Genomic DNA, 17,332 nt, shown 5'->3' with positions numbered 1-17,332 from the left:
TTGCGCGGCGGCGGAGCCGGCGGCGCGGCACCGTGCTGCGGCCGAAGCTTGCGCGGCGGGTGCGGCGGCGTGGCGCGACGGCAGGGCGTTCATGCGCCGCTCCGCGCATGCGCGACCAGCGCCGCCAGCGTGATCCGCTGCTCGCCCGCGCCGGGCGGCACGACCACCGGCAGCGCATCGGCGCCGCGCCACAGCAGTTCGGACAGCGCGTCGCGCAGCGAGCGCCGGCCGTCGATCGGCGCGCCGCTGGCCCGGCCCGGCTCGGCCAGCCTGGCCACCGGCGTCAGCGCGAGCAACCGCAGCGGCCGCTCGGCGCCGGCCACCAGCCGCTCGACGAAGCCCGGTGCGGGACGCGCGAGGATGTGCGCGGGCGGGCCGGCCTGCAGCACCTTGCCGCCGTCCATCACGGCGATCTGGTCGCCGAGTCGCAGCGCCTCGTCGATGTCGTGCGTGACCAGCACCACGGTGATCTTCAGGCGCTGTTGCAGCGCGGCCAGATCGTCCTGCGCCTTGCCGCGGATGATCGGGTCGAGCGCGCCGAACGGCTCGTCCATCAGCAGGATCGCCGGTTCGGCCGCCAGCGCGCGGGCCACGCCCACGCGCTGCTGCTGGCCGCCCGACAACTGATGCGGCAGCTTGTGCGCATACACGGCGGGCTCCAGCTCGAACAGTTCCAGCAGTTCGTTGACGCGCGCCTCGATGCGCGCCTTCGGCCAGCGCGCCAGCGTCGGCACGGTGGCGATGTTGCGCGCGACCGTCCAGTGCGGAAACAGGCCGTGCCCCTGGATCACGTAGCCGATCCCGAGCCGCAGCGTTTCGCCGCCCACGCTCGCGGTATCGACCCCGTCGATGCGGATCGTGCCGCTGCTCGGCTCGATCAGCCGGTTGATCATGCGCAGCAGCGTGGATTTGCCGCTGCCGGAGGCGCCCACCAGCGCGGTGACGGTGCCGGGGGCGATCGTCAGGGAGACATCGTCCACGGCGAGAAGCGGGCCGAAGCGGCGGGTGACGCGATCGATTTCGATCATCGGGGGTTCCGTTTCGACAACTGGATGGCCGCGTCGAACACCACCGACGCCACGAACGCGAGTGCGATGGTGGGCAGCGCGCCGAGCAGCACGAGGTCGCTGGCCGCCTGGCCCAGGCCCTGGAAGATGAAGGTGCCGAAGCCGCCGCCGCCGATCAGCGCCGCGACGGCCGTCAGGCCCACGTTCTGCACCAGCACGATGCGCAGCCCGGCTAGGATCACCGGCAGCGCGAGCGCCAGTTCCACGCCGATCACGCGTTGGCGCGGCGCCATGCCCATTGCGCGGGCCGCTTCCACCACGGTGGGGTCCACGCCGTCGATGCCCACCACCACGCTGGAGACGATCGGCAGCAACGCATAGAGGAACAGCGCGACCAAGGCCGGCGCCGGGCCGATTCCGCCGATGCCGAGCGCGGCCGCGAGCGGCAGGTGGGCGGCCAGCAGGCCGAGCGGCACCATCAGGATGCCGAACAGCGCGATGCTCGGAATGGTCTGCACCACGTTGAGCACCGGCAGCAGCGCGGCGCGCCAGGCCGGCCGGTGTGCGCAGGCGATGCCCACCGGCAGCGCCACGGCGAACGCCGCGAACGTCGAGCCGGCTACCAGTTCGAGATGGCGCAGCGCCTCGGCCCAGAAGCTGTCGGCGCGCACCGCGTATTCCTGCATGACCGAGAGGCCGTCCCATGCGCCGCTGGCGAGCGCCGCGCCGAGTGCAGCCAAGGCCAGCACCAGCGCGCCGATGCGCCGCGCCGGCGACGGCCCGAGCCGCGCGAACGCGTCGGCGATCAGCACCGCGAACGCAAACAGCAGCAGCCACGCGCCGGCCGCCGGCGAAATGCGCGCGATGCTGGCCGAATCGGCATCCACCAGCCGGGCCGGCGCGGCGCCGAGCCAGCCGCCGAGCCACACGAGCGCGGCCATGCCGGCCGCCGCGCGCCAGGCCGGGCGGCCCGGCAACAGCGCAACGGCGGCTGCCGAGAGCCAGCCGGCAGCGGCCAGTGCGCCCCATGCATGAGGAAACGTGGCGAGGATCGACAGCTCGTGGCCGGGCACGATCCGGTTCGCGCGAAACGTGACGAACGGCAACGCGAGCGCGCCGAGCGTGACCAGTGCGACCAGCACGCCGACGCGGTCGAGGCGCGACCGGTACGCCGCGGGCGCGGCGGCGTCCGTCATTTGACGAAGCCCTTGGCCTTCAGATAGGTAGCGGCGACGTGCGCGGCCGGTTCGCCGTTGATCTGGATTCGGCTGTTCAGCGTCTGAAGCGTCTTGAGGTCGAGGCTCGCGAACACCGGCTTGAGCCAGTCGGCGATCTGCGGGTGGGCCTTCAGCACGGCCTCGCGGATGACCGGCGCGGGCGCGTAGACGGGCTGCACCTTCTTGTCGTCGTCGAGCAGCACGAGGCCCGAGGCCGCGATCGCGCCATCGGTGCCGTACACCATCGCGGCGTTGACGCTATCGGTTTGCGCGGCGGCGGCGCGAATCGTGGCCGACGTATCGCCGCCCGACAGCACCAGCAATTGATCGGGCTTCAGCTTGAAGCCGTAGGCCTTCTCGAACGACGGCAGCGCCGACGCGCTGTTGACGAATTCAGCCGAGGCCGCGAGCTTGACCTTGCCGCCGCCGGCGATCCAGTGGCCGAAATCGCTGAACGTTTTCAAGTGCTGCTGCTGCGCGATCGTGCCGAGCACGGCCACGCCCCAGGTGTTGTTCGCCGGTGCCGGCGCGAGCCAGACCAGATGATTGGCCGAGTAGTCGAGCTGCTTGGCCTCGGCATAACCGCGCGCGGCATCCTTCCAGACCGGATCGTCGGCCTTGTTGAAGAAGAACGCGGCGTTGCCGGTGTATTCGGGGTAGATGTCGATCTCGCCCGAGGTCAATGCCTTGCGCACGATCGGCGTGGCGCCGAGGCTGATCTTGTCGACCACCGTCAGGCCATGCGATTTGAGGACTTGCGAGATCAGGTTGCCGAGCAGGCTGCCTTCGGTGTCGATCTTCGAGGCGACCGTGATCGAATCGGCGTGGGCCGCGTTGGCGGCGAGGCTGCCGCCGAGGGCGGCGGCAAGCGAAACAGCCGCGAAGACGCGGCGGTGAACGGCGGAATTCATCGTGAAGCGGCCTCCTTGCGGGACGGTCTGAAATGTGGCGCGCAATCCGCCAGGCGGCGTTCAAGTTACGCGACTGGCGCCGCTTTGGCAAACGGTTCGGGGGCAGATCGGACCGGGTTGTGCGCGTGCGGTGAATGGCCGTGCAGGCGGCACGCAACGTGCGATGGCGGGGCCGTGAGCGAGGTGGGGCGAAATCGCCGTGCTCATCACACGAATCGGATGGGGTGCGCCCATGGCGCGCCGGTAATGGCTCGATCGAACGAGGGCACGATGGCAGGCGATGCGGCACTGAATTTCGCGATGTAGATGCACGATGCGCGTGTGATGGAAGCGGAAGCGCCATAGCGCGATTCAATTGGCGAACCGCCGCTGCGAGGCGTTCAATGTGCATCCCCGCAGTAGTCGTTCTGCCTTCGCCGTCTTGATTCGTCCCCCGTTCGTCCCACTCTCATGGAGCGCAACACATGACTGCACAGACCCGCGTCAACGTCGCCGAGATCGTCGAATCGATCGCCATCGAAACTCGCACGCCGAAGGAAACCGTTTCGGCGCTCTACGAAAAGACGCTGGCCGAGTATCGCGAAGGTGCGCGGATTCTCGATTACGTGGCCCTGCTGGCCGCCAAGCGCGTGAAGAACGATTTGCGACAACCGCGGCACTGAATCGCCCTCATGCAACAACGCCCGGCCATGGTTCGATGGCCGGGCGTTTTCGTTGGTGGGTGCGGCGCGGCGTGATCAAGGCCGCCTGCACGGGACGCACGATACGCAGGGCAAGCGTTGTCTAGCGAATCCGCGCCCGGCGCGTGGTGTCCTGTTGTGCGCGCTGCTCGGCGTGGTGTTCGCAACGTTGCACCGCGAGGCGTTGCATCTCGTCCTGATCGGCGTGTGCGATCTCGGCGCCGTTGGGCGCGACGAACAGGCAGCCGAACCTCGCGCCCGGTTCGGTATCGGCATGGGCCGGCGCGACCGCGGCGAGGCCGGCGGCCAGCACGAGCGAACGCAATGCATGTCGGCGCACGTGCGCGGTGGTTTGAAACCGGGTTGTCATAGGCGGCCTTGTCGACGGGGAAGAAGACGGTAATTGTCGGAGAGCTTGCAAAGTACCGCGAAGCGCCGCGCTATCGATATGAGAAGAATCTGAAGATCGGATCAGACGTGATTGGTAGTGCCGATGAGTGCGCTTGGCGCGTTGGCAGGCAGGGAAAAACGGTGGCGCGATCGAATGCGCGCCGGATGGGGCAAGGTGAAACGGAGCGGCGTGGAGGGCGGCCCGCGCGAGGGAATCAGCGGCCGAACGCCTGGCGCTTCACGCGCCTGGAAAACCGCCAGGCCGGGCGTTGCACCCGGCCCGCTGTTCGCTCAGATCCCGGCCCCGCGCGCGTTGATGATCAGCCGCAGCCCGAGCACCGCGATCGCTCCGGCCGCGACGCGGTCGATCACGCCCTTGGCGCGCAGATACAGCTCGCGCGGCTGCCGCGTCGAGAAACCGAGCGCCACCACCGTGTACCAGGCCGTTTCCAACACGAACACGGCCGGCGGCAGCACGAAGTAGGCGATCGTCGGCGGATGCGCGGGCAGCAGCGCCGCGAAAATGCTGCCGTACCAGATCGCCGTTTTCGGATTGCTCAGCTGCGTCATCAGCCCGATGCGGAACGAACGCAGCGGCTGGCCGTGGCGGCGTGCGATGTCGGCATCGAACGCGAATTCGCGCCGCGCGCCGCGCCAGAACTGCACGGCCAGATACAGCAGGTAGAGGCCGCCCGCCACCTTGAGCCCGGCGTAGAGCCAGGCCACCGAACTGAGCAGCGTGTACAGCCCGGCCAGCGCAATGCAGGCGAACACGATCGCGCCCGCGCCCATGCCGAGCGCCGTGGCCAGCCCGTCGCGGCGCGACAGGCCGATCGCGTTGCGGGCCACCAGCACGAAGCTCGGCCCGGGGATCATCGCGCCCAGCATCAGCGCGGAAAGAATGGCGACCAGCGAGGTAAGGGCGTGCATCGATCAGGGTTCCTGAAGAGAAAAGGGATGTGCGTCAGTTTCGATCGCCCGTTTTACGGCGGTGCTTGTCCGCATACATGCGCGTGTCGGATTCGGCCAGCAGCAGCGCGACCGACGGCTCGTGCAGCGGATCGTAATCGACATGCCCGACGCTGAAGCGGATGGCGTAGTCGAGTGCGGCCTGCTCGGTGCGCGCGTCGAGATCCTCGCGCAGGCGCTCGATGATACCGGGTGCGTCGACGTCGTGCGTGGTGATCAGCAGCGCCACGAACTCGTCGCCGCCGAGCCGGCCGACCACGTCCATGTCGCGCAGCACGGTGGTCAGCGAGTGCGCGAAGATCGTCAGCGCGCGATCGCCTTCGGCGTGGCCGAAGCGGTCGTTGATCTGCTTGAAATCGTTGAGATCGAAGAACAGCAGCGAGGCGCGCCGGCCGCCGCGCCGGCAGGCGTTCAGCGCGTGCTGCGCGAGCATCTCGAAGCCGCGCCGGTTCGACAGCGAGGTCAGCGAATCGAGCGTGGCCAACTGCACGGCGGCCAGCTCGCGCTCGGCGAGGCCGGCGAGGTCGCCCAGGTGGGCCAGATCGTCGCCGTCGAGCGTGCGCGCGCGCGTGTCGATCAGGCACAGCGTGCCGAGGTTGGTGCCGTCGGGCAGCGCGAGCGGATGGCCGGCGTAGAAGCGGATGTGGGGCGCGCCGGTCACGAGCGGGTTGTCGGCGAAGCGCGGGTCGCTGGCCGTGTCGGGGATCACGAGCGGCGCGTGGGCCAGGATCGCGTGCGCGCAGAACGACACGTCGCGCGAGGTTTCGCGCGCGTCGAGCCCGAAGCAGCTCTTGAACCACTGGCGGTTCTCGTCGACCAGCGAGACGAGGGCGATCGGCACATCGAAGATGCGCTTCGCGAGCCGCGTGATCCGGTCGAAGCGTTCTTCGTCCGGCGTATCGAGAATGTTCAGACTGCGAAGTTTCGTCAGCCGCGAAGCTTCATCGGCGGGAAAGGGGGCGATGTGCATACGATCTCGTCTCTCTCGGCGTTCTTGAAGGCGTGGACGCTGGGCGCGCCGGCTGTGAATTCGCCGGCCCGGGCCGGGATGGCGCGGCGCGAGCGCATGGCGCCATCCTAGAACATTCGCACCGTTCGCGGAACGCCCGGGCCAACCCGTGTCGGTGCGCTCGCGCGCTTTCCGCGTCTTACCGATGCTTTCGGATTGCTTACTTTCGAAAGCCCGCTCAGGCCCGCCCGACAAGGCGCGGCGCGATGCCGAAAGCACTTTGAACACCGGCCTGTAACAATCGAGAACTATCGTCTCGGCGGCGAACGCATGGAGGTAGCGCGATGCGGGCGCCCCGGATGCGAGCCCGCGTCCGCCGGAACCATTCGACGGAGTAATCCCCATGCAGACGCCGGCACTACGGCATTGGATCCTGATCGGCACGCTCGCGACCGCGGCGATGCTCGGCGCTTGCAACGACGACGGCACGGCGACGCCCGTCAACACCTCGACGGCGCCCAAGGCGGCCTGCGGCAACGCGGCCCCGGCGAACGCGACGCTGCATTGCCCGCCGGGCTTCACGGCACCGAAATCCTGAGCCCCGCCCGACGCTCGAACCCATCAGGACCCGACATGGCTATCCAATCCCGACGCGACTTTCTGAAATTCTCAGCTGGCCTGGCCGGCGCGACCGCCGCCAGCACGCTGCTGCCCGAATCGATCCGCAAGGCGCTCGCCATCGAGCCGGCCACGGTCACGGGCACGATCCAGGACGTGCAGCATATCGTTGTCTTCATGCAGGAAAACCGCTCGTTCGACCATTACCTCGGCCATCTGAGCGGCGTGCGCGGCTATAACGACCGGTTCCCGGTCACGCTGCCGAACGGCCAGCCGGTGTGGTTCCAGCCGCGCCAGGAAGACAAGACCAAGACGGTCGCGCCGTTCCGCTACGACACCACCAACCCGAGCGTCAACGCGCAGTGCATCGGCGGCCTGCCGCACACCTGGGCCACCACGCACGGCGCCATCAACGGCGGCCGCGGCGACCAGTGGGCCGCGCAGAAGACCAACCTGACGATGGGGTATCACACCCGCGACGACATCCCGTTCCATTACGCGATGGCCGATGCGTTCACGGTGTGCGATCACTATTTCTGCTCGATCCCCGGCAACACGCACCCGAACCGCATGTACCTGATGACGGGCATGGTCGATCCGCTCGCCACCGGCGGCGGCCCGTTGCTCGACAACACCGACTACATCGACAACCAGTTCGACACGGTGCAACTGCCGCCGTTTTCGTGGACGACCTACCCGGAGCGCCTCGAAAAGGCCGGCATCTCGTGGCAGATCTACCAGCAGGGCACGGGCTTCGACAATTTCACGGGCAACTACGGCACCAACATGCTCGCGGCGTTCCAGAACATCGTGAACGCGCCGGCCGGCTCGTCGCTGCAACTGCGCGGCAACAGCACGCGCACGATCGACCAGCTCAAGGCCGACGTGCAGGCCAACAACCTGCCGCAGGTGTCGTGGCTGCTGCCGCCGGCCGCGTACTCGGAGCATCCGAAGTTCACGCCGCTGTACGGCGCGAACTACATCTCGACGATCCTCGACGCGCTGACCTCGAACCCGGACGTGTGGAGCAAGACCGTCCTGTTCATCATGTACGACGAGAACGACGGCCTGTTCGACCACATGGTGCCGCCGCAGCCGCCGACGCTGCCGAACACCGGCGCGAGCACGGTCGACATCTCGCTGGAGCGCCACAACGTCGTGACCGCCACGCAGGCCGGCACCTACACCGCCGACAACCTGCCGTACGGCCTCGGGCCGCGCGTGCCGATGTTCGTGGTGTCGCCGTGGTCGAAGGGCGGCTACGTCAGCTCGCAGGTGTTCGATCACACCTCGGTGCTGCAATTCATCGAGAAGCGGTTCGGCGTGCAGGAAACCAATATCTCGCCGTGGCGCCGCACGATTTGCGGCGACCTGACCTCGACGCTCGACTTCACCAAGACCGACGCGACGTTCCCGACGCTGCCGAACACCACGAACTACGTCGCCACGGCCGACCTGCAGTGCTCGCGCACCACGGCGCAGGCCGCGCCGGCCGCCACCGCCGCGCAGACGATTCTCGCGCAGGAAGCCGGCACGCGTCCCGCGCGCCCGAACCCGTACGAGCTGCACGTCAACGGCACGCTGACCGGCACCGGCTACCAGGTGACGTTCGCCAACAGCGGCACGGTGGGCGCGCACTTCTGGGTCTACACCAACGACCTGAGCGCCACGCCGCGTCACTACACGGTCGAAGCCGGCAAGCAACTGTCCGACACGTGGGCGCTCGACGCGGGCAGCAGCTACGTCGTGAACGTGTACGGCCCGAACGGCTATTTCCGCCGCTTCATGGGCTCGGCATCGGGCGACACGGCCGCGCATCCTGATCTGACGACCTGCTACGACGTGGCCAACGGCAACGTCTACGTCACGCTGGCGAACGCCGGCACGCAGACGATGACCGTCACGGCCACCGACGTGGCCTACGGCCAGCCGGCGCGCACGCTGTCGATCCCGGCGGGCCAGAGCGTCGAGGCGCATTGGGACCTGTCGTGCAACGCGGCGTGGTACGACCTGCAGTTCACGATGGCCGACAACACGTCGTGGGTGCGCCGCATCGCCGGCCACGTCGAAACCGGCAAGACCAGCACGACCGATCCGGCCGCCACGGCGCCGGTCACGACGGCGATCTGAGCGGGCGGGGCGCGTGGTTGCGCTCCGTGATAGCCACAGGCACGGCGCGATTCCGCTTACGGGCGGCTCGCGCCGTTTTTTATTTGGCCTTGGATTGCGCCCGATTGTGTCGATGCGAAGCCCGGCTGCTGCTGCGTTGCACAAATCCAACATGCAGTCGCCGCGATCGGGCGGTCAGCCTTGCCGGACAAGGCACGAAGCTTGTCGATGCGAATCCCGTTCCCGGCAAGCTAGGTGAATACCCTAGGTATTAACCCTCGGTTAAGGTAGAATCCGCCTTCAAAGGAGGATTGAGGGATGCCTCACCGTTTCGTCGTACTCGAAAAGATTGCGTTCTCGCTGGTCGTCATGTCGGCCGTCGTCTGTTCCGCATTCATCACTTATGAACGCTGCCCGGAAGACGTGCAGGAAGCGGTCGCAGCCGGCAAGGACATACTGGCCACCAGCGCCGCCGGCTATTCGATCGCCTGCGCATCGGCCAGCCCGGATGCCTGCATCGGCCTGCCGACGTACTGATCTCCCGGCCCCGCGCTCGGGGCCGCTGCACCGGTTCGTAACGTGATTGCCCGCCGTTTCGCTTGAACGAGGCGGCGGGTTGCTGCATGCGGCGTTCAGCGCCCAGGCTGCGACACGCGCTCCAGCGTGTTCGACAGTTCGTCCTGCGACGCGCCGCGAGCGCGCGTCGCGATGTCGCCCAGCGACAACATGCCCACCAGTTTCCCGCCCGTATCGAGCACCGGCGTCCTGCGCACGCGCGCTTCGGCCATGCGTTGCTGGACGGCGTCGAGATCGTCGTCGTCGCGGCAGCAGATCAGCCGCCGGGTCGCGACGTCCCGAATCGCCGAATCGGGGCCGATATCGCCCGCCAAGACGCGCACCGCCAGATCGCGATCGGTCACGATGCCGACGATCCTGCCCTGGTCGCACACCGGCAGCACGCCGACGTCGTAATAGGCCATGTGCTGCGCCGCATGTCGGATCGTATCGTTCGGCGCGATCGCCACCACGTCGCGCGACATCACTTCCGCTACTCGAATCATTCGTTGTCCTCCTGATTGACGTGAATCGGTATGGCTCGCAATGGCCGTGCCGTTCGGGGGGCCAGCGCGCCCGGCGATGCCGAGCGCTGTGCGATGGGCGGTTGATCGAGCGGCAGGACGTCCCGGCGTGCCTCCTGAACCCGGGAGGCCGGCATACGCGCCCGCCGATCGGCGACGACGTGTCGGTCGACATAGGGTCGGATAGCGCGCCGATTCGTGGAAGATTTGCAATCGGTGGTGTAGCAGATGCCGGATACACGAGGGCCACACGCGGAACACGCCGGAATTTCATGCAAATCGCGCCCTGGCAGGGCAAATCGATGCGGATTCCGAACGGCATGCGTCTTGCAAGAGGTATCGGATACGACCTGATGCGCGTCGGCTCGCCCTACGCGCTGAAGACCCTTCCGACACCGCCGCGTTTTCGCGGCAAGGAGCCGAGATGAAGCCTGTGAAATCGAACCCCACGCCGCAACGCCTGCACGAACAGGCCGGTCAGAGCCCGGTCAAGACGCCGGCCGCCGGCCAGGACCAGCCCGACGCCGCCACGCAGGCGGCCGGTTTCCACGCGCACAACGAGAAGCAGGACAAGCCGAGCGCGCAAACCCCCGAGACGATTGCCGGCAAGACCCCGACCGGCCTGCCCGAAATCGAGCAGGGCACGCGCGGCGACGCCGAAGACGATCCGGTGCGCCGCGCGGCCGAGCGCATCACGTCGTTGGACAACGCCAACATGGCGGCCACCGACAACTCGGTCGACGTCGACGGCAAGGGCCTCGAAGCGCGCCGCGAGGCTTCACCGCGACAGGACAACGTGATTCATTCGAACGCCTCGCTCGACGATGCAACTTCGCCGCCCGCCAACGGCCTTGGCGGCATCGACAGCCAGCCGCCGGCCGAAATCGCCGCCAAACCAGGCTGGCAGGTGCGCGAGCGCGGCACCACGGTGGTCGAGCGCGATGGCAACTCACGCGCCGAACGCGTCTTCAGCTTCGAGCGCGGCTCGCATTGAACGGCGTGTGCGGCAAGGGCATTGATCCGGAACCCTGACGATTGGCAGTGCGACCGATGAGGCTGGTCAGGCCTCGGTCTCGTCGCGCGTTTCGTGCTACGCTTGCGGCCGTTCGGGCTTGCCTGGCCTGCCCGGGCAGTCCGCTCGCGCACCCCGCGACATGCCGGCCGCGCCCAGGCCGCGATTGATCCGATCGCCGCTTCGGTCCGCCTTTTGGGCCGCGTCGCGATCTCGCGCGCGACGGCTCGCATGTCCGGCCGCGCGCCGCCGGCACGCTGTTCCTCTCCCGTTACGTTTCCTGTCCGATCCGCTCATGTCGACCTTGCCTTCGTCGCCGGCGCGCGCACCGCGTGCCCTCGATTCCATCAATCCGAAATCGCTCGGCGTCGCGTTGCTGCTCGTCGCGCTCGGCGCCGTGTATCTCGCGCAGTCCGTCAGCGTGCGCCAGGCCGCGCTCTACGTGGTCGGCGCGCTGCTCGGCATGACGCTGTATCACGCCGCGTTCGGTTTCACGTCGGCATGGCGCGTGTTCATCGCCGACGGCCGCGGCGCTGGCCTGCGCGCGCAGATGCTGATGCTCGCGATCGGCGTGCTGCTGTTCTTCCCGGCGCTGTCGGCCGGCTCGCTGTTCGGCCAGCCCGTCACCGGGCTGGTGTCGCCGGCCGGCACCTCGGTGATCGTCGGCGCGTTCATCTTCGGCGTCGGCATGCAGCTCGGCGGCGGTTGCGCCTCGGGCACGCTGTATACCGTCGGCGGCGGCAGCACGCGGATGATCGTCACGCTGCTGGCGTTCATCGTCGGCTCGGTGGTGGCCACCGCGCACATGCCGTTCTGGACTTCGATGCCGCAATTGCCGCCGATTTCGCTGGTCAAGACGCTCGGCGTGCTGCCCGCTGTCGTGCTGAACCTCGCCGTGTTCGCGGCGATCGCGGCCTTGACCGTGGCGATCGAGAAGCGCCGTCACGGCCGGCTCGTCAACGCCACCGAGCGCGCGCCGCACGCGTCGCCCTGGCTGCACGGCCCGTGGCCGATGCTGGCCGGCGCGGTGGCGCTGGCCATGCTCAACTTCGCCACGCTCGCGCTGTCGGGGCGGCCGTGGGGCGTGACCTCGGCGTTCGCGCTGTGGGGCGCCAAGGGCTTCGCGCTGGTCGGCGTGGACGTGGCGAACTGGAAGTATTGGCTGGCCGGCCCGAATGCGGCCGCGCTGTCCGCGCCCGCCAGCCACGACGTGACCACCGTGATGGATATCGGCATCGTGCTCGGCGCGATGGCGGCCGCCTCGCTGGCCGGACGCTACGCGCCGGTGTGGCGCGTTCCGATGCGCTCGCTGATCGCCGCCGTGGTGGGCGGCCTGCTGCTCGGCTATGGCGCGCGGCTCGCGTACGGCTGCAATATCGGTGCGTACTTCAGCGGCATCGTGTCGGGCAGCGTGCACGGCTGGCTGTGGCTCGTGTGCGCGTTCGCGGGGAACGTGCTCGGCACGCGCCTGCGCCCGTGGTTCGGGCTGGAAGTCGAACGCGTCAGGAACACCGGCTGCTGAGCATCATCGGGACCGTTGCGCGCGCAACGGTCAATGAATGGGCGGGCAGGGCGCGTCGGCTCAGTGCGAGAACACCGCTACCGCGCCCTGCAAACGCACCGCCTGCTCGTCGAGCGCGTGCGACGCCGCGGCCGCTTCCTCCACCAGCGCGGCGTTCTGCTGCGTGACCTGATCCATCTGCGCGATCGCCTGGCTGACCTGTTCCAGGCCGCGGCTCTGTTCGCTCGACGCCTGCGAGATCGCCTCCACCACGTCCTTCGCCACCGCGATATCCGCTTGCAACTGCGTGATGGTCGCGCCCATGTCCTGCGCGCGCGTCGCGCCGCCGCCGATCGAGGCCGTCGAGCGCTCGATCAGTTCCTTGATTTCCTTGGCCGCCGTGGACGAGCGCTGCGCCAGCGAGCGCACTTCCGAGGCCACCACCGCGAAGCCGCGGCCCTCGGCGCCCGCTCGGGCCGCTTCCACGGCCGCGTTCAGCGCGAGAATGTTGGTCTGGAACGCGATGCCCTCGATGATCGACGTGATCGAGGCGATTTTCTCCGCGCTGCCCGACGCTTCGTTCATCGTCGCGATCATCTGCTTCGACATCGCGCTGCCCGCATTGGCCGATGCCATCGCGCGCTCGATCACGCTGCACGCGTGTCGCGCGCTTTCGGCGTTCTGGCGTACCGCTTCGTTCAGTTCGTGAGTGGTGGCCGAGGTTTCCTCCAGGGCCGCCGCCTGCTGCTCGGTGCGCGACGACAGATCCGTATTGCCCGCCGCGATCTGCGCCGCGCCCACCTTGACCGCTTCCACGCCGCTCGTCACCGAGCCGACGATGGTTTGCAGCGAGGCCTGCATCGCGTGCATCGCCGCCAGCAGCCGGCCGGTTTCGTCGGTGCGGTGGCGTTCGATCCGGCTGTCGAGACGGCCGGCCGCGATGGCCTGCGCCGTCTCCACCGCACGCGCGAGCGGATCGCGGATTGCCGTCACGAGCCAGCGGCCCGCGAACGCGGCGCACACCACCGCGAGCGCCGCGGCCAGCAGCACGCTGAGGTTGATCGTGTGGCGCAGCGAGGCCAGCGCGTCGGTGCGCATCGCGATGCGCTGGCGTTCGGCCTTGTCGAGCGCATCGACCGCCGCGATCATCGCGTCCGTGCCCAGATAGCTGCCGAAGCCTTCCGTCAGCGCGCTCAACTGCGCGAGCGTGGCGCTGCCGTCGTTGACGTGCGAGCGCATTTCGATCATCGGATTTACCACCTTGGCGGCCCAGGCGTCGTATTGCGCCTGCGCCTTGTCCGCCAGGCCATTCAATTCGGTGTCCTGCGGATCGAGCGCCTTGATCGCCGCCATGTGCTGCGCGAAATCGCCGATGTGGTCGATCTTCCACTTGATGTGGCCCGGCTGGCCGTCGAGGTTGTAGGCCAGCAGCGACCAGATGATGTTCAGGTAATCGGCCGTGGCGTCCTTGATGACCAACTGCGCTTGCGCCGAGACGGCGTTCTGTTTCTGCTTGTGGTCGATCGCCGCGATGCCGTAGCAACACACGGCCGAACTGACGAGGAAGACCGCGATGACGGCGCAAAACGCCGTGGACAATTTCTTGCCGATCGAAAGATTCTGCATGTGAATGAAAAGAGTGGCGACAACGGAACGCGCCATGCGCCGCAGTGGGCCGGGCGATTAAGATGGCATACGGTATACCAGACGAAAGAGGCCGACAAGCACACGAGATATATGGAATACCACTATGCAGAAACCGGCCGAATTGCCGATCAGGCGGGGCGGCTTGTCGCGCGTTTGTGCCCGGATGGGCTGGCTTCACGTGTGGAAATAATCGGGCCGGGAAGGGCCGGCCGGGACTTGCGGATTATTTCGGAGGATTGAATTGACGGCTTTCGCGGCGATGACGCATCGGTCGAATGACCGAGCATGGGCGGATTTCGCGGCGCGAATGCCGATGCCCGGGCGGGCGTGTCGGGGCCGTCAGTCGGGCCGTTCGAAATCGCGGGCGATCCAGCGCGTGGCGCTGGCCTTGTCGAGACGGAAGCCGGCGTTGACGGTGACTTCCGCGAGCGCGTCGCCGGCGTCGTCGAACGCCTTGAGGACGGCGTAGGGTTCGTCTTCGTCGGGGACGATGTCGAGCGTGACGGAGATGCTGCCGGTATCGGTGTGCACCGTCACCTGCTTGTGCAGTGTCGCGGCGCGCTGCTGCTCGTGGCGGCGCAGCACTTCCGAGGCCGTCTTGACCAGCGTGCGGAACGCGTTCGCGTCGAGCGGCTTCGGGTTCTTCTTGTCGCGGCCCATGGTCCAGGGGCCGACCAGCGCCGGCTCGGCCTCGCCGTCCTTGATCATCTCGACCGCCCAGCCATCGTCGTCCTCGTTCTTGATCACGCGGGCCGTCCATCCGGTGTCGCGCCAGAGGGTGTTTTCGTGGATCACGGGGAGATCGTCGTCGGTGGGGGTATCGGTGCCGGTGCTCATCGGGTGGGTGGGGTTGGGAGGTGCGGGGGTGGGATTGTAAACGGTTTGGCGGGTGGCTCGAACCTCGGCCGTTTGGCCGGGCCATGCGCCCGCCGCCGTGTTTTACCGGTCTGTCATTCCCCCTCGAACAGCGCGACATGCGCGTCGTAGGCCTGCTGCTGGCGCGCGTAGGCATCGTCGAGATGCTCGTGCAGCGCGCGCTCGGCGGCATCGGCGTCGTGCCGGGCCAGCGCGTCGAGCACCTTCTGATGTTGCGCCAGCGTGACTTCGCCGACCACCGGGTCGCGCACCGTCACATGCCGCACGCGGTCGATCGGGGCGCGCACGAATTCGACCAGTTGCTGCACGCGCGGCAGCCGCGCCGCGGCGCTGACGCCGGCATGAAATGCGTTGTCGCAGGCAATCGCGGCCACCGCGTTGTCGCGTGCGATCGCGCGCCGATGCGCGTCCTGGATATCGTGCAATTGATCGAGTTCGTGTTGCCCGATCACCTCGGCCGCGCGCCGGATGGCCGCGGTTTCCAGCACCTTGCGGATCAGCGCGCTTTCGACGAATTGCTCGCGTCGCACCGGCGCGACGAAGGTGCCCGATTGCGCGGCGATCAACACCAGTTCCTCGCGGGCCAATTGCAGCAAGGCCTCGCGTACCGGTGTGCGCGACACGCCGAGCGCTTCGGCGATCGCGCGTTCGTAGATCACGTCGTTCGGGTGCAGCGTCATCGTCACGATTGCGTCGCGCAGCAGCGCATGCACCTGGCCGGACAACGCCTGAGCGCGATCGAGCGCGAAATCGACGGGGATGAGCTGGGCAACGAAGGCGTCCTGGACGCTGAGTTCTGACTTCATAAATCGGGAGAAAGGTGGCGGGCAGCGGCGACTGGTCGATCAGTATATTAGTGCACAGGCCTGCGACGGTGCGCCGACCGGCCGATGCGATCCGTTCAGCGCGTGCCGGCAGCGGGTTTACACGGGTGCCGGAGGGAGGCGAGTTCCCTATAATTGCCAATTAGTATATTAGTTGGCCAATACTTCGAAGAAAGCGGCCGGCAGCCACCCACCGGAGACACCCCATGCACCTCGAAGATTCGACCGGACCGCGCCAGGCGGCTCATGCGACAACCGCCGCGCCCACCGCCGTGCGATGGCGGATTTTCTGGCTGCTGCTGTTGCTGTCGTCGATCAACTACATCGACCGCGCTTCGCTGTCGGTCGCCTTGCCGATCATCTCGACCGAATTCCGCCTGCCGCCGGCGATGGAAGGCGTGTTGCTCAGCGCGTTCTTCTGGACCTACGCGCTGATGCAGATTCCGAGCGGGCTCCTGGTGGATCGCTTCAAGGCGCGCACCATCGTCGGCCTTGCCACGATCGGGTGGGGCGCCTGCCAGGCGGTCGCGGCGGTCTGCTTCAGTTGGGTGCCGCTGCTGCTGACGCGGCTCGGGCTGGGCATCGCCGAATCGCCGATCATGCCGGCCGGCGCGAAACTGGCCGGCACCTGGCTCACGCCGTCGGAGCGGGGCCGTGGCGCGGCGCTGCTCGACGGCGGCGCGCCGCTCGGTTCGGCCTGCGGCGCGATCATCATCACCGCGCTGATCACGGGCCTCGGCTCGTGGCGGCTCGCGTTCGTGGTGGCCGGCGTCGGCACCATCGTGGTGGGCATCGCCGCGTGGTGGTACATCCGCAATCATCCGTCGGAGCATGCGGGCGTGAACGCAGCCGAACTCGCGCACGTGACGGCGCACGCGGCGCAAGCCCGCACCGGCGAACCGAAGGCCGGCGTGCCGTTTCGCGAGTTGCTGCGCGACCGCTCGGTGCTGTTCATGTTCGCGAGCTGGGCCTGCTACAACAGCGTGTTCTACGGACTGATGACCTGGATGCCGAGCTATCTGCACAAGGCGCACGGCTTCGATCTCAAGCAGATGGGCGGCGCGACGTTCGTGATCTTCATGTTCGGCTTCGTCGGCGAACTGTTCGGCGGCTGGCTCGCGGACAAATGGCGCTCGGCCGGCGGCGAGCCGAATCGCGTGATGCGCCTGATGTTCGCGACGGCCGGCTTCGTCTCGGCCCTGGCGATCCTTGCCGTGAGCTTCGCGACCGGCCTGGTCAGCGTGGTGGTGCTGCTGTCGATCGCGCTGTTCTTCATCCGCTGGTGCGGCATGTTCTGGGGCGTGCCGGCGGCGCTCGGCGGCCAGTCCCGCGCGGGCCTGCTGGCCGGTGCGATGAACTTCAGCGGCAACATCGTCGGCGTCATCGTGCCGATCCTGATCGGCCTGATCGTGCAGTTCACCGGCACCTACTTCCTCGCGTTGATGTTCTTCGTCGTGGCCGCGTTCGGCCTGGCCATCTGCGCGAGCCTCATCGATTACCGCGACCGGGGCCTCGACTGAGTCGCCACCGTCGCACGATTTGC

At 67.9% G+C, this 17,332-nt stretch carries 18 protein-coding genes; 8 read left to right on the top strand and 10 right to left on the bottom strand.

What is annotated here, in order from left to right; translation table 11 throughout:
• Positions 1–89: 89 nt before the first annotated feature.
• Genes AB4851_RS26650 through AB4851_RS26640 form a run of 3 tightly spaced genes read right to left on the bottom strand, consistent with a single transcriptional unit; the run spans position 90 to position 3,135 of the window.
• The gene (locus tag AB4851_RS26650) at positions 90–1,028 is read right to left on the bottom strand and encodes an ABC transporter ATP-binding protein (protein WP_414449488.1); all 939 of its coding nucleotides are present in this window, start codon (positions 1,026–1,028) and stop codon (positions 90–92) included.
• Complete coding sequence (locus AB4851_RS26645; protein ID WP_414449487.1) at positions 1,025–2,203, bottom strand: ABC transporter permease; 1,179 nt, start codon at positions 2,201–2,203, stop codon at positions 1,025–1,027. Before AB4851_RS26645 ends, AB4851_RS26650 begins: the two co-directional genes overlap by 4 nt.
• Positions 2,200–3,135: an ABC transporter substrate-binding protein gene (locus AB4851_RS26640; RefSeq protein ID WP_414449486.1), complete on the bottom strand. Its 936-nt coding sequence runs from the start codon at positions 3,133–3,135 to the stop codon at positions 2,200–2,202. The genes AB4851_RS26645 and AB4851_RS26640 overlap by 4 nt, the downstream gene beginning before the upstream one ends.
• A 464-nt stretch (positions 3,136–3,599) precedes the next feature.
• Here AB4851_RS26640 and AB4851_RS26635 point away from each other — a divergent pair, with 464 nt between their 5' ends.
• The gene (locus tag AB4851_RS26635) at positions 3,600–3,797 is read left to right on the top strand and encodes a DUF3562 domain-containing protein (protein WP_414449485.1); all 198 of its coding nucleotides are present in this window, start codon (positions 3,600–3,602) and stop codon (positions 3,795–3,797) included.
• Between the two features lie 121 nt (positions 3,798–3,918).
• Here the strand turns inward: AB4851_RS26635 and AB4851_RS26630 are convergent, their stop codons facing one another.
• The 3 genes from AB4851_RS26630 to AB4851_RS26620 form a co-directional block, all read right to left on the bottom strand.
• Entirely contained in the window at positions 3,919–4,185 is a 267-nt protein-coding gene (locus AB4851_RS26630; protein WP_414449484.1) for a hypothetical protein, read from the bottom strand.
• Positions 4,186–4,496: 311 nt separating this feature from the next.
• Positions 4,497–5,135, bottom strand: coding sequence for a LysE family translocator (locus tag AB4851_RS26625; protein ID WP_414445086.1), 639 nt, complete (start codon positions 5,133–5,135; stop codon positions 4,497–4,499).
• A gap of 34 nt (positions 5,136–5,169) precedes the next feature.
• Positions 5,170–6,144 carry a GGDEF domain-containing protein gene (locus AB4851_RS26620; RefSeq protein WP_414449483.1) on the bottom strand — a complete coding sequence of 325 codons (975 nt, stop codon included), beginning with the start codon at positions 6,142–6,144 and terminating at the stop codon, positions 5,170–5,172.
• Between the two features lie 382 nt (positions 6,145–6,526).
• Here AB4851_RS26620 and AB4851_RS26615 point away from each other — a divergent pair, with 382 nt between their 5' ends.
• From AB4851_RS26615 to AB4851_RS26605, 3 genes are all read left to right on the top strand, one after another.
• Positions 6,527–6,721 (top strand): hypothetical protein, encoded by a 195-nt coding sequence (locus AB4851_RS26615; RefSeq protein WP_206128613.1) that lies wholly within the window; start codon positions 6,527–6,529, stop codon positions 6,719–6,721.
• Between the two features lie 35 nt (positions 6,722–6,756).
• On the top strand, positions 6,757–8,871 hold the full coding sequence (locus AB4851_RS26610; RefSeq protein ID WP_414449482.1) for a phosphocholine-specific phospholipase C: 2,115 nt from the start codon (positions 6,757–6,759) through the stop codon (positions 8,869–8,871).
• A gap of 297 nt (positions 8,872–9,168) precedes the next feature.
• Positions 9,169–9,387 (top strand): hypothetical protein, encoded by a 219-nt coding sequence (locus tag AB4851_RS26605; RefSeq protein ID WP_414449481.1) that lies wholly within the window; start codon positions 9,169–9,171, stop codon positions 9,385–9,387.
• A gap of 95 nt (positions 9,388–9,482) precedes the next feature.
• Here AB4851_RS26605 and AB4851_RS26600 read toward each other — a convergent pair whose 3' ends face one another.
• Positions 9,483–9,911 carry a CBS domain-containing protein gene (locus AB4851_RS26600; RefSeq protein WP_414449480.1) on the bottom strand — a complete coding sequence of 143 codons (429 nt, stop codon included), beginning with the start codon at positions 9,909–9,911 and terminating at the stop codon, positions 9,483–9,485.
• A gap of 290 nt (positions 9,912–10,201) precedes the next feature.
• On the opposite strand from AB4851_RS26600, the gene AB4851_RS26595 reads away from it, so the two are divergent.
• The 3 genes from AB4851_RS26595 (at position 10,202) to AB4851_RS26585 (ending at position 12,463) form a co-directional block, all read left to right on the top strand.
• The gene (locus AB4851_RS26595) at positions 10,202–10,357 is read left to right on the top strand and encodes a hypothetical protein (protein ID WP_414449479.1); all 156 of its coding nucleotides are present in this window, start codon (positions 10,202–10,204) and stop codon (positions 10,355–10,357) included.
• Positions 10,354–10,923: a DUF3005 domain-containing protein gene (locus tag AB4851_RS26590; protein ID WP_414449478.1), complete on the top strand. Its 570-nt coding sequence runs from the start codon at positions 10,354–10,356 to the stop codon at positions 10,921–10,923. The genes AB4851_RS26595 and AB4851_RS26590 overlap by 4 nt, the downstream gene beginning before the upstream one ends.
• Positions 10,924–11,236: 313 nt before the next feature.
• Positions 11,237–12,463, top strand: a complete 1,227-nt coding sequence (locus AB4851_RS26585; RefSeq protein ID WP_414449477.1) for a YeeE/YedE family protein — start codon at positions 11,237–11,239, stop codon at positions 12,461–12,463.
• A gap of 60 nt (positions 12,464–12,523) precedes the next feature.
• On the opposite strand, the gene AB4851_RS26580 is transcribed toward AB4851_RS26585, so the two are convergent.
• The 3 genes from AB4851_RS26580 to AB4851_RS26570 all read right to left on the bottom strand — a co-directional run bounded on the left by AB4851_RS26580 (position 12,524) and on the right by AB4851_RS26570 (position 15,771).
• The gene (locus tag AB4851_RS26580) at positions 12,524–14,068 is read right to left on the bottom strand and encodes a methyl-accepting chemotaxis protein (protein WP_414449476.1); all 1,545 of its coding nucleotides are present in this window, start codon (positions 14,066–14,068) and stop codon (positions 12,524–12,526) included.
• A 360-nt stretch (positions 14,069–14,428) separates the two neighbouring features.
• Entirely contained in the window at positions 14,429–14,926 is a 498-nt protein-coding gene (locus AB4851_RS26575) for a hypothetical protein (protein WP_414449475.1), read from the bottom strand.
• A 113-nt stretch (positions 14,927–15,039) separates the two neighbouring features.
• A complete protein-coding gene (locus AB4851_RS26570; RefSeq protein WP_414449474.1) occupies positions 15,040–15,771 on the bottom strand; it encodes a GntR family transcriptional regulator in 732 nt (243 codons plus the stop codon).
• A gap of 224 nt (positions 15,772–15,995) precedes the next feature.
• Here AB4851_RS26570 and AB4851_RS26565 point away from each other — a divergent pair, with 224 nt between their 5' ends.
• Complete coding sequence (locus tag AB4851_RS26565; protein ID WP_414449473.1) at positions 15,996–17,309, top strand: MFS transporter; 1,314 nt, start codon at positions 15,996–15,998, stop codon at positions 17,307–17,309.
• Positions 17,310–17,332 lie beyond the last annotated feature (23 nt).

Origin of the sequence: Burkholderia sp. 22PA0099, assembly GCF_047497165.1 — a bacterium.
In the GTDB taxonomy this organism is placed as follows: Bacteria; Pseudomonadota; Gammaproteobacteria; order Burkholderiales; family Burkholderiaceae; genus Burkholderia.
Note: the sequence above shows the minus strand (reverse complement) of the source record. Positions and strands in the feature narration are given on the sequence as shown.